Below are 11,873 nucleotides of genomic sequence, written 5' to 3'. Positions count from 1 at the left end.
GTTTGTTATTGAAAAATTAAAGTGGCGTTGCTTGAAAGCCTAGTTTTGTTCTTTGTGTCAAAATCACACTTTGACCTTGTTGAAAGATTTCATCTAATTCTGGTTCAACCAAAATATAATGGGTCTGTCCAAATTGATCGATGACTTTGGCTTGTGCAGGGTAGTTTTGTTTTGCTTCACCTAAAATAATCTGAGCAGTACGCCCAATCAGTTCATCACTGTGAATCGCAGTGGTTTCATCTTTCGGTAAAATTTTTGCAACGAGTGCTGCACACACTCGGACAATTGGCATAGATAAAAAAAGACTGGCTGGCGCAATCAGCCAAATAGAAAAATAATTTCCAGTGAAATTGAAAAATATACTTTGCACAATAAAACCAAATAGCGCATAAACAGTCAGAAAAATGATCAACCAAACCAAGACGGGGACACGACCAAGATAGAGCCAATCTAACAGTTGCACTAAAAGGTTGTGATCTGTATGGATGTCTAGATCCGCATGATGGGTTTCTAACAGTTGATCTGGAATAAACTGGTCTAAAAAACCTTGTGAGGTTGAACCAATAATAAGGAGTAAACACTCCACAATACCCAATAAAAACATCAGGCACAGACTGACACTAAATAGTAAGTTGGATGAGTGTGTAAATAATTCCCACATATTGTTCTACTCAAAATTATTGTTGCGCGTTTTTATAAATAAAATTTTTAATTTGAACTGAATAATTAAATGATCATCAGTTAATTCAATTAATAAATTAAGTTTATCGGTTTTGTCGTAGTATTGCAACAAAATATTTTATGATATTAATTAAAATCAATATCTTATAATTTAATATATTCTTTTATATTTTGAAAATTGCTTGAAAAGTAATGCTTGCATTTTAGCCAACTATTCCTTATAACTGATTGAGTTTACAGAGGGAACTGAAGACAAAAAAATACGCAATGATTGGGGTGATCACTGCGTAGAACAACGAATCTGCTTTCACAGTTCGGTTAAGGAGAAATGTTATGAACTTTGGGGATTGTTCATAACTTAAGTTTGATAGTAGAGGTTCCCCTCTGTAAATTCATTGGTATTCACGTAAACAAGTGTTAAATCTCGTAAACATGATTAAAATGTGAACAACATCAAATAAAAACAAGATGTTAATCAATGTTTTTAAACATATTATTTAAAATAAATAAATTTTGCGCTGTATTTCCTCGATTAATCTTTTGTCTGCTTTTTCATGCAAATGTGACAGTTTTTATCAGCTATTTTAGTTAAATTTGCTATCGTTCAAAGCTTAAATTGCAGCTTTCAAAAGTGCTGATTAGTCTATGCTATTGAACTCAATTTGCTATATCGCATCATGTCTGAGTATGCTGATTGAGACGCAGAAATACGATTTTAAAAATCAATACGCTATAAACTGTGATTTAAGGCTAATTGTTTACTTTTTAAGGAATTTATATTGTTATCGTAACGATTATGCAAAAAACAAAACAACAGCATTTTTTGTGAATTTTAATTCAAAAATTATATTAAAGATTTCGTTCTCAATTTTAGTTCTGGTTTTGCTTGCAATCATGCCGTATTTTTTCATAATAGCCTTTCCTGTCTTGATTAGCTTTTTACCATGTCACCATTAGAAATATTCGCGGTTATTATCAGTATTATTGGTGTCACATTGACGATTAAGCGAAATATGTGGTGTTGGGTATTTAACTTCTTTGCCTTTGTTTTATATGCCTATTTATTCTTTGAATTTAAATTGTATGGTGAAACAATCTTACAAGTGTTCTTTATGGTGGTGAATTTTTATGGTTTTTATCACTGGCTAAAAGGCAAGCAGCAAGATCAAGAGATTCGAATAGAGCCGATTGCTGTACAAACCGTGATTCTGCAAATGATCATCGCAGCTGCTGGAGGGGTAATATTTGGTTTATCGCTACACTATTTTACTGATGCTGCTTTGCCTATGTTAGATTCCCAACTGGCGGCATTTAGTTTATTGGCAACCTATTGGACCAGCCGTAAACATATTGCGACTTGGGTGCTTTGGGTCTTTGTTGATATCGTCTATGTAGGGATGTTTATGTATAAAGAATTATTCCTAACAGCTGCTTTATATGCAGCGTTTGTTGGACTGGCTGCATTTGGATGGTGGCAATGGGAACAGGTTAAAAAGAAACAATCGGCGAGCATGTATAAAGGAATTTAACATCATTATTTAAGGGGCTGCCATGATTATTGATTTTGTTCAAATACAAAAACAAAAGTTTGAAGAACTTGTTGAAAGAATCATGGCTCAACCTGAGCAATATCTCGACTTTGATTCAGTCTCTGATTTTTACAAAGCCCCATGGTTAGATCAGTTCCCACAGGGCACAATGTGGAGCACTTCTGGTTTGGATGATGGCGCAGAAGAATTTTGTATTCAGATCAAATATAGAGCGCTGATTTTTAATATAGAAATTCAATCAACGTCTATCGGTTTAAAATTTAACAGTAAAACTATCAGAGTTTATAAAAAAATATAAAGCCAAGTTTTTTGGTTAAGTCTTTGAAAAATATTTTATTTAAATCAAGCTTAAAACTGAATTCAAATGATTTTGGGGGGTGCTGACACATTGATGTGTGCACTGAATTTAAATGACCATATTGATGGTGTGCAGTTTAAAACAGTATGACAATCAATACAGTGATTTAAGCCAATATCATTGGATATTTCCAGTTTTGATTCTGCTAAAATGATGTTTCAAATTATGAGCTTTAAAGTTGATTTTTTGAGTATGTTTAAATATAGGTTGAAAATAAATTAGGATAAATTAACAATAAAATTATAAAGGTGAAAAATCTTGTTTTTAAAGTATTTGTATCTAACTTGGCATATAGCCTAAAATAATTTAAATGTTGACGGATATATCCAGTAAAATAAAAAAAGATTCAATGCGATTAAATCTTGTCAGCGGAAAAAATTTTGTTTATTGAAATATTGGGAAAGAATTAAAGTTAAAATTGATAAAATAAATGTGATAAAATGATTATTCTTCAGAAAACATTTGCAAATAATATAAAGGATTAATATTCTAATCGTTAGGTTTATTTAGAATAAAAATCTATATTTTAGAAATACACTTATATAAAATTACTGGAGTGTTATATTTAACTGATGAGCAAAGATAAATAAAGCGACGGATAGAAGTTCACAATTTTATGGATTGGTTATTATATGGAACAAAAAAGTAGGATGGCAACACAGTCCTCAACGGAACACTTCATGCATGATGTCATGATCATGAATTGGAGTAATCTCAAGAAGTGTAGCCTTGTTCTATTCTTAGGCGGTATTGCTGTTTTATTGTGGATTGTATGGTGGTTTTTTAGCAACGCTCAAGTTGAGCTACAAGCTTGGATTAATCAAGATTTTTACCCTATTTATCTACGATTATTATTTTTTGCAGCAATTGGTTTCTTTGCACTTATTTTTATTATTCGTGCTTTAAATAAAAATTCTATTTTTGAAATTATAACTCCGTATATAACCATCGGATATTTTGGTCTTATCTTTGTTTTTGGTGCGCATTGTATTGGCATTTTTAGCCCAGCATCGGTTGCTGGTTATGTCAGCTTGGTCACGGTTGCATTGGTATTATTTGAACGAAAAGTGGTGTATATAATCGTCATTCCAATCACTTGTTTTATGTTAATCAGCCTTGGATTAAGTCTGATGCATAAAATAGCCTATGCACCAATTTTTAGTGAACAGTTACAATCCATGTCGGTATATAAAAATACATTTTGGGTGTTTTGCATGTTGTATTTTTATATTCCGATCTTTTTAGCAAGCCTGATTTTATTTGAAATTCTTTTGACTCAGTGGCGCAAAAGAGAGCAAATGATTCAGCAAATTAGTGTACTCGATCCGCTTACAGGTATTTATAACCGGAGGAGAATTGGTGAGAATATTGACTTATTAAAACAACAGCAAAGTTCTTTTGCGATCGTGTTATTAGATTTAGATTATTTTAAGAGTGTTAATGACCAGTATGGGCACGATATTGGGGATGCTGTTTTAAAACAGGTTGCAAAAATTTTAACTGAAAATATTCGTGAGCAAGATGTTGTTGGGCGATTTGGAGGCGAAGAGTTCATTATTCTCATGAGTAATGGCGCATTAGAAAATGCGATGAGTCTTGCTGAGCGATGTCGCCAAGCAATAGAAAAAGAAAAAATTCGATTAGATCATCAGCAGACCATCAAAGTGACGGCAAGTTTTGGTGTTGCAGTATCAACGAATCCTTTTTTAACAACAAAAGAGGAGTTGATTCGTCAGGCTGATCAAGCTTTATATCTGGCAAAAAACAATGGGCGTAATCAGGTTTGTCATTTCTTTGAAATAGAGCTTACCCATTCATTTGGATACAAACAACACCGTTAAACCCTTTCAAATTTTTTGCGATAAACGACACTTGTGATAAGGGTAATTAGACAAAGCACAACAATATAGTACACAGCACCAATATCGCGATATAAACTCAACCATTGTACCAATGGCAAGGTTAAGCCACCTGCAATTGCGTATGCAACATTGTATGAGAATGAAATTCCTGAAAAACGAATTGGGGCAGGAAACATCTTGACCAAGCTATAGGAAACTACACCGACTGTGCCAGAAAATAGACCAAGCAACATGTACAGTCCGAAGATCGTTGAATGAGCGGCATGACCTAAACTGTAATAAAAAAGACCTGCAGTGATTGCCACACTGATCGATCCTAAACAAATTACGCGCCCAGCACCAAAACGATCAGCCAGCAGACCTGCCAATATACAACCCAACATTTGCATCAGAATTGCCATGCTTTGCATTTGAAATGCATCCGCACGTTGAATATTAAATGTGGTGGTCAGCAAATTAGGGGTAGATAGGATAATCACCACAACACAACCAGTCAAAAACCAAGTAAACAGCATTCCAATGACAACGGCAGATTTATGGGATGCCAAAACTTGCTTGATGGGTAGATCTTTTGAGAGTTCTTTACGCGCTTGCATTGCTTTAAATACAGGGGTTTCTTTCAGATAACTTCTTAGATATAAGGCAATTAATCCAAAAACTCCGCCGACTATAAATGGGAGACGCCAAGCCCAAGCATGGATTTCTGCTTCGCTAAACTTAAGTGAAATAAACAGCGACATCAAAGCGCCCAGTAAGATCCCCAGTGACAAACCTGCGGTAAGCAAACCATTGGCAAAACCAATTTTCTTTGTTGGTACATGCTCTGAAACAAATGTCCATGCTGCGGGTATTTCTCCACCAATCGCAATGCCTTGAACCACGCGCATCAACAACAGTAGCAGTGGAGCAGCTAAACCAATGTCTGCATAAGTTGGCATTAGACCGATAAACAAAGTGGGGAGTGCCATCAATAATATGGATAAACTAAACAGGCGTTTACGTCCGACGAGATCACCAAAATGCGCCATGATCACTCCACCTAACGGACGGAAGAAATATCCTGCGGCAAAAATTCCGTAAGTATTCAGCATTGCCCAAAAAGGACTTAAAGAACTAGGGAAAAATAGTTCAGCAATGATTTTTGCGTAAAATACATAAATGACGAAATCATAAAATTCGAGCGCACCGCCCAGAGAAGACAATGCAAGCGTTCTTTTTGCTTCCTTATTGAGGCCCAATTTTTCGTCCATGATGATACAATGCCTTAAAAGAGATATTGAATGTGAATGTAATCATTTTAATTGACTATTTTTTACTTAAAAAATCAATATTTATTTTTATGCATCCTACTTATTTTTATAGGTGATTGAGGCGGCTTAAAAATCATTTTTGCTTTAAAAGCATTGCAATCAGGTAAATTTTTATAGGTGTAAATACTGATCATTTATATGCGAATTAACCATGGGATAACACTCAGAATAAGACCGCATACAGACATAATCATTGTATTTTCAATAAAATAAGGAAAAATCATCAAAGTGATGCCACAGATAAAAGGCATGTTCATTCTCTGTCTTTTCCCATAGATAAAATAGCCTAAGCCAATTGAGCTAAAGATCAAGCCTAAGAATAGGGGTGCTGTATTCATTATTTTCAACGATAGACTAGACGCTTGTTATTTACACGATCATGATTAAAAATGGCTTAAAAGACAAGCTGTCATTTGGCTTAGGTAAATAGAAATTCATTTGTACATAACCTACATATTTTTGCACAATAATTGAATTGGAAAGCGCATTTCAAATGCTACACTCATATTTATTTAATTTACATTTGATCAAGGTACAAGATAATGAGTGCCGTGTTACCTGTCGCCCAACGTGGTGAAGACGTTTTAAAATTAATCGCAGCGCCTGTGGCTGAGGCTGAGTTTTCAAGTACTTGGCTAAACGAATTATCCAATGCCTTACAGGCCACCATGTTAGAGCGTAATGGTGTTGGGATCGCCGCACCACAAGTCTATGTTTCTAAACGGGTGATTATTGTTGCTTCAAGAGCGAATCCTCGCTATCCAGACGCACCCGAAATGGATGCAATCACAATGATTAATCCTGAAATCTTAGAGAAATCTGAACAGACCATCTTGGGTGAGGAAGGATGTTTAAGTGTGCCGAATGAAAGAGGGCAAGTGGCTCGTGCTGAAGCAGTTACTGTACAATTTTTTACGCTGACTGGCGAAAAGATTATTCAGCAATTTCATGGTTTTCCTGCACGCATTGTGCAACATGAAATCGACCATTTAAATGGAATACTGTTTGTTGAAAGACTTTAAACTGAGCAAGCTTGGCTAAAAATTATCTTGAATTTTATCTTTAATTTTAGCCAAGCTTTTCTAAGCAGAGTTGTTAATTGGATATTGTTAATTGGACTTCGCGCGCTGCAAAGCACCATTCCATAAGCTTAAATGATATTGTCTTTGGTCTGCGCTCATCTTCGGCTCAAAAGCACGATCTAATTGCCAAGATTCGGAAATTTCACTGAGATTATTAAAAACACCTGCCTTTAATCCTGCCAATGCAGCAGCACCCCAAGCGGTAGATTCCAAAAGTTTAGGGCGTAGCACAGGTACATTTAAAATATCTGCCTGAAATTGCATTAGCATATCATTTTGGCTTGCGCCACCATCCACACGCAATTGTTTTAAGGGCTGTGCGATATCCGATTGCATTGCAGTTAATACATCAGAAACTTGGAATGCAATGGATTCTAAGGCAGCTCTGGCAATATGTGATTTATTGGTTCCACGTGACATTCCACAGAGTAAAGCGCGCGCTTCACTGTCCCAATGTGGCGCTCCTAAACCTGTAAAGGCTGGAACCAAAACGACACCATCTGTAGTGTCAACTTGGCAAGCTAACTTTTCAACTTCAGCACTATTTTTGATAATTCCTAAACCATCTCTTAACCATTGCACAATCGCACCAGCCATAAATACACTGCCTTCTAATGCATAATGAGATTGGTCTTGGCACTTCCATGCTAAGGTGGTGAGTAATTTATTTTTGCTATATTGAATATCTGTTCCTGTATTGAACAGCATAAAACAGCCTGTCCCATAGGTGTTTTTGGCTGTTCCAGCTTCAAAACATGATTGCCCAAAGAGTGCAGACTGTTGATCCCCTAATACGCCACAAATTGGAATTTCCGCGCCAAGAAGACCTGTGGCGGTATTGGCAATATAACAATCGGATTGAATGATTTTAGGCAGAACACTCGCTGGGATATTAAATAATTCAATTAATTCAGCATCCCATTGTTGTGTTTTTAAATCCATCAACATGGTACGTGAAGCATTACTTGCCTCGATGACATGCTCGGAACCCTGGGTTAAATTCCAAATCAACCAACTGTCGACTGTACCGAATGCTACATGATTTTGTTCAGCCAGTGCTCTTAAGCCTTGTACATTTTCCAATAACCAAACCAATTTTCCAGCACTAAAATAAGGATCTATTCTTAATCCTGTTTTTTTGTGAATTTTTTCAGATAAATTGTTTTGAACTAACTGATTGCACCAGTCTGTAGCGCGACGGTCTTGCCACACGATGGCAGGGGCCAGTGGTTTCCCTGTCCGCTTATCCCAAACTACTGTGGTTTCACGTTGGTTGGTTAAACCAAGTGCTTTAATGTCTTTGGCCAATAGTCTTGCTGATGCGATTGCTTGCTGTACGACGGTGATTTGTGTGGTCCAAATCTCCATGGCATCTTGCTCAACCCAGCCCGAATGTGGGGTTTTAATTTGGGTTTCCCGTTGAGCAGAGGCATATACCTTTCCATGCTCATCGAAGATAATTGCTCTGCTAGAGGTCGTTCCTTGATCAAGTGAGAGTAAATAGCTCATCTTTTTTATATTTGTCCCTTGAAAAATAGTGATAGTAGCGCAATTATAGAACTAGGCGCATCATTTGATATAAATGTAGTGAATTATCTGCTTAATTTGCAACAATTATGTTATGATGGCCGTGTTATCTGGGGATGTTATTGGCTTCGACGCTGATGATGAAGCTCATAGATGCATGCCGAGAGCGCATTTTCTCTCGTAAATCAAATTTGCATATTTTAGTCGCAAACGACGAATCTTACGCTCTAGCTGCCTAAGGGCAGCTTGTCCGCTTCACTGAATACTTGTGGTCAGTGGACCCGACTGTAGCGCACGCACACAAGTCCGTATAAAGTCAAGCCTCGGGGCTTTATACTAAACTTAGAGGATCGCGTTTTGTACCCTGTTCGTCGGGTCACTTAATGTTAAAATAATTGACGATATCTAAGCATGTAGTATTCTCGAGTGTAGTGTTGGCGGACGCGGGTTCAACTCCCGCCATCTCCACCAAATTTGTAAATCATGATCTATCACTTAGTTATACGATGTATCATGAAGCTTTGTAAAGCCTTGAAATTTAACAGTTTCAGGGCTTTTTTAATGCCTGAATTTCTATCATGGACATATACAAGCACAATTTGAAAATCACGCACTATCACTATATGATGTTACACAGGTGTGACACGCGTGTAACAGGTAAACTATGCTTTCAGACTCACAAGTAAAAGCTTTAAAACCAAAAGAAAAAAGATATTCACTTGCTGATGGTGAGGGCTTGTCAGTTGATGTATTTCCTACAGGTAAAAAGAAATGGATCGTTTCATACCGGGTAAATGGAAAACAGACTAGAAAGAATTTAGGTGAATACCCTGAGCTAGGGTGCAAAGATGCCCGCCAGTTAGCTCGTCAGTGTAAAGCTGAAGCACAAGGGAAGATGCTAAATTCACCATCCGTAAATGCTGTGATTGAAGAGTGGCTTAAACTGATGACGCCACGTTGGTCCAGTAAAAAGTACATAGATACAGTTATTTATAGGCTAAACTATATTACTGAAGATTTTAAAAATCAGCCGATTGATGAAGTTGATAGAAAAATAATCGTTAAGAAAGTAAAAGAAATCGTGAATAAGGGAACACTAGAAACCGCAAAACGTTCACTTCGATTACTAAATGAAATCTTTAACTTTGCTATTGCTTCAGACTATACGCAAAAAAATCCATGTACTTTGATTTCTGACGTTATCCCACAGCAAACCGTTCGTAATATGCCGAGTCTTGATGCAGAGCAGATGCCTGGGTTTTGGAACCGTGTAACACATAGCAATGTTACACCAGAACTGTTACACGCACTTAAACTCGCATGTTACACAGCCGTTCGTATTTCTGAGTTACTTCAATCACGTTGGGATAGTGGCGAAATAGATTTAGAAAATAGACAGTGGGTGATTCCAGCATCTCGAATGAAAATGCGTAGAGATCATGTTGTACCTTTGACTGATCAAACTTACACGCTATTTAAAGAACTATATGATCATAAGACGGATTATGGATATATTTTCAAGCACACTCGCAATCCTGGTGAGCATGTACGATCTGAAAGTATTCTAGCAATCATTAAGCGAAATGGTTATGCAGGGCAGATGGTTACACATGGTTTTCGATCTTTATTCTCTACCCACACAAATAACTCAAAACTATTCAGACCTGATGTAATTGAGTACCAAATTGCACACGTTCCCAAAGATCGTATTCGCGGTATTTACAACAGAGCTGAATATTGGGATGAAAGGGTAGAGTTGATGAAGTGGTATTCAGAACAAGTTGATCGTTGGATGAAAGGCGCTAATTAAGCGCCTTCCTTTAATATTTCTTTTTTCATCCTTAGCAAAGTTGAAGCTGTATATTTCTTTTGAACTCCAAATTCCTGATCAGGTGGATACTTCTCTAAATAGTATTTTTTGAAAGTATTTAGACACACACCCAATTCACTCGCTACTTGCGTCATAGAGTACCATTTCATAAACCTTGCTCCTTTTCTTCTAAAACCCATTTCAACATTTTAATTTGAGCCAAAATTTCTCCCAGCTTTCCAAGCATTAAATCAAATGCAAACTCATTGCCTTCTTTTTGATATTGATCTCGACGCATTACCGTAGACATCATTTCTACATTGAGCTCTTTGAGTTTAGATCGAATACCTATGTGATTTTTCACGCAACTTCCCCCAATGCTTTCCGAATATCTTTTGGCAAATCATCACTCATTTCATTATTCACAATAAAATCAGTAAGAATGTGATAGAACAAAGTGGTTTGATCTGCGTCTAATTCAACAGAAAAGCCATTCCCACCGATTACACGTGGAGCTAACTGTTCAGCTAAATCTGATATGTAATCAATGTCATCATTTGAAATTGGTTTACTCATGCTGCAATTCCTTTCTTATCAAGTAATTCAGCCAAAACATATTGTGCTGTTTTTGCTTTGGCCAACATTTGTTTTTCTTTGATTGCATCACGCTCAAAACGAAGTGTAGTTACACGTAATGCTTTGTCGATATGATTTACTTCATGCAGATTTTCATCTTCATAGCCAATCAACTCGTATGGTGTATCAACTAAACAATGAGCTAGTTCAGCTTGATTTCTATCCCATAGGTGCATGTAGGCTAAGAGTTGCCATTCATACGCTGTTTTACCACCTGGCTTCAATTGGTAGGGGTGAGTTGCTTTAGACCAAGAAGATTTGATATCAATGATTAGGCTGTTTTCCACATCATCGATGTCACATTCGCCGGTGATTAGTTCTGAGTTTTTACGTTCAGTATTTTTCACATAACTTGTGAAGTTATAACTGTTGTAGAGATCGATAGAATCTTGCTCAACGATGCGTCCTTTTTCGACCATGTTAAAACTTAAATCCTCATCCCATTCCAAAGCCACTTGAGACGCTAAGCACTCAAGATATGTATATGCGCCACTGCTTAAAGTATCTTTTTCAGGGTAGGGCATAATCTTCCCCATCGATGAAGCTCTAATTAGTTTCATTCTTCTTCACTCCATTCAATTGGCTAAGCTGGTCTTGAGTTAAGGCATATCCAGCAACGATTTGATCAATGGAGTAATGACCTGTCTCAACTGCTTTTAGCGCTTTGTCGAACTGCTGCGGGGTAATTGGATGCAATACTTTTTCGACATTTGGTACGTTTGATCTAATTCGTAAACATCCAACCATTTCACCTCCCATTCGAGTTGTTGATTCGTAAAGCGTTATTTGTTTGCCAGCCCAATTCTCAATAACTGGACCATACATTTTTTCAATAGTTTTACAGTTTGTCTTATTGAGAATTAGAGGTTTATTACCAACAATTTGAGCAACAATACAATGATCTTTTCGACCCTTATCACCTTCAACTAATTCATTTTTTACTGAGCGAATCGTTACAGTTAAATCTTGATTAACTGGGAGGCTGTATGCGCCTAAATACTTTGTATTTACAAGTCTGCGCCAGTGCGTGCCTTGAGTTTGAGCATTCATCTTCTTC

Annotated in this window: 14 protein-coding genes and 1 other RNA gene; 6 read left to right on the top strand and 9 right to left on the bottom strand. The window is 36.7% G+C overall.

The annotated features are described in order from the left end of the window. Positions 1-16 precede the first annotated feature (16 nt). Positions 17-661 carry a YqiJ family protein gene (locus ACZ5QH_RS18400; protein ID WP_004817527.1) on the bottom strand — a complete coding sequence of 215 codons (645 nt, stop codon included), beginning with the start codon at positions 659-661 and terminating at the stop codon, positions 17-19. Positions 662-1,625: 964 nt separating this feature from the next. Between ACZ5QH_RS18400 and pnuC the strand changes: the two genes are divergently transcribed. The 3 genes from pnuC to ACZ5QH_RS18385 all read left to right on the top strand — a co-directional run bounded on the left by pnuC (position 1,626) and on the right by ACZ5QH_RS18385 (position 4,430). After that, positions 1,626-2,210, top strand: coding sequence for a nicotinamide riboside transporter PnuC (gene pnuC / locus ACZ5QH_RS18395; RefSeq protein WP_303577977.1), 585 nt, complete (start codon positions 1,626-1,628; stop codon positions 2,208-2,210). A 22-nt stretch (positions 2,211-2,232) separates the two neighbouring features. Beyond that, positions 2,233-2,529 (top strand): hypothetical protein, encoded by a 297-nt coding sequence (locus ACZ5QH_RS18390; protein WP_034614068.1) that lies wholly within the window; start codon positions 2,233-2,235, stop codon positions 2,527-2,529. Between the two features lie 740 nt (positions 2,530-3,269). After that, positions 3,270-4,430: a GGDEF domain-containing protein gene (locus ACZ5QH_RS18385; protein WP_004817519.1), complete on the top strand. Its 1,161-nt coding sequence runs from the start codon at positions 3,270-3,272 to the stop codon at positions 4,428-4,430. On the opposite strand, the gene ACZ5QH_RS18380 is transcribed toward ACZ5QH_RS18385, so the two are convergent. Together ACZ5QH_RS18380 and ACZ5QH_RS18375 are read right to left on the bottom strand one after the other, a co-directional pair. Further along, positions 4,427-5,701, bottom strand: coding sequence for an MFS transporter (locus ACZ5QH_RS18380; RefSeq protein WP_004817517.1), 1,275 nt, complete (start codon positions 5,699-5,701; stop codon positions 4,427-4,429). The genes ACZ5QH_RS18385 and ACZ5QH_RS18380 overlap by 4 nt on opposite strands. 194 nt (positions 5,702-5,895) lie before the next feature. Continuing rightward, the gene (locus tag ACZ5QH_RS18375; RefSeq protein WP_081401509.1) at positions 5,896-6,099 is read right to left on the bottom strand and encodes an amino acid transport protein; all 204 of its coding nucleotides are present in this window, start codon (positions 6,097-6,099) and stop codon (positions 5,896-5,898) included. A gap of 204 nt (positions 6,100-6,303) precedes the next feature. On the opposite strand from ACZ5QH_RS18375, the gene def reads away from it, so the two are divergent. Further along, the gene (gene def / locus ACZ5QH_RS18370) at positions 6,304-6,783 is read left to right on the top strand and encodes a peptide deformylase (RefSeq protein WP_034614064.1); all 480 of its coding nucleotides are present in this window, start codon (positions 6,304-6,306) and stop codon (positions 6,781-6,783) included. Between the two features lie 87 nt (positions 6,784-6,870). Here the strand turns inward: def and glpK are convergent, their stop codons facing one another. Next, positions 6,871-8,352: a glycerol kinase GlpK gene (glpK, locus tag ACZ5QH_RS18365; RefSeq protein WP_034614061.1), complete on the bottom strand. Its 1,482-nt coding sequence runs from the start codon at positions 8,350-8,352 to the stop codon at positions 6,871-6,873. A gap of 130 nt (positions 8,353-8,482) precedes the next feature. Between glpK and ssrA the strand changes: the two genes are divergently transcribed. After that, positions 8,483-8,841, top strand: a transfer-messenger RNA (tmRNA) gene (gene ssrA, locus ACZ5QH_RS18360). A 193-nt stretch (positions 8,842-9,034) separates the two neighbouring features. Further along, positions 9,035-10,180, top strand: coding sequence for a tyrosine-type recombinase/integrase (locus ACZ5QH_RS18355; RefSeq protein ID WP_303577976.1), 1,146 nt, complete (start codon positions 9,035-9,037; stop codon positions 10,178-10,180). On the opposite strand, the gene ACZ5QH_RS18350 is transcribed toward ACZ5QH_RS18355, so the two are convergent. Genes ACZ5QH_RS18350 through ACZ5QH_RS18330 form a run of 5 tightly spaced genes read right to left on the bottom strand, consistent with a single transcriptional unit; the run spans position 10,177 to position 11,866 of the window. Continuing rightward, positions 10,177-10,350 (bottom strand): hypothetical protein, encoded by a 174-nt coding sequence (locus tag ACZ5QH_RS18350; RefSeq protein WP_171252532.1) that lies wholly within the window; start codon positions 10,348-10,350, stop codon positions 10,177-10,179. The genes ACZ5QH_RS18355 and ACZ5QH_RS18350 overlap by 4 nt on opposite strands. Continuing rightward, the gene (locus tag ACZ5QH_RS18345; protein ID WP_303577975.1) at positions 10,347-10,544 is read right to left on the bottom strand and encodes a hypothetical protein; all 198 of its coding nucleotides are present in this window, start codon (positions 10,542-10,544) and stop codon (positions 10,347-10,349) included. The genes ACZ5QH_RS18350 and ACZ5QH_RS18345 overlap by 4 nt, the downstream gene beginning before the upstream one ends. Continuing rightward, entirely contained in the window at positions 10,541-10,756 is a 216-nt protein-coding gene (locus ACZ5QH_RS18340; protein ID WP_303577974.1) for a hypothetical protein, read from the bottom strand. The genes ACZ5QH_RS18345 and ACZ5QH_RS18340 overlap by 4 nt, the downstream gene beginning before the upstream one ends. After that, the gene (locus ACZ5QH_RS18335; RefSeq protein ID WP_303577973.1) at positions 10,753-11,376 is read right to left on the bottom strand and encodes a hypothetical protein; all 624 of its coding nucleotides are present in this window, start codon (positions 11,374-11,376) and stop codon (positions 10,753-10,755) included. Before ACZ5QH_RS18335 ends, ACZ5QH_RS18340 begins: the two co-directional genes overlap by 4 nt. Next, the gene (locus ACZ5QH_RS18330; RefSeq protein ID WP_303577972.1) at positions 11,363-11,866 is read right to left on the bottom strand and encodes a hypothetical protein; all 504 of its coding nucleotides are present in this window, start codon (positions 11,864-11,866) and stop codon (positions 11,363-11,365) included. Before ACZ5QH_RS18330 ends, ACZ5QH_RS18335 begins: the two co-directional genes overlap by 14 nt. Positions 11,867-11,873: the final 7 nt, after the last annotated feature.

This window comes from Acinetobacter sp. Ac8, from assembly GCF_055392545.1.
The sequence above is the reverse complement of the archived record's forward strand: the minus strand, read 5'-3'. Positions and strand labels throughout refer to the sequence as shown.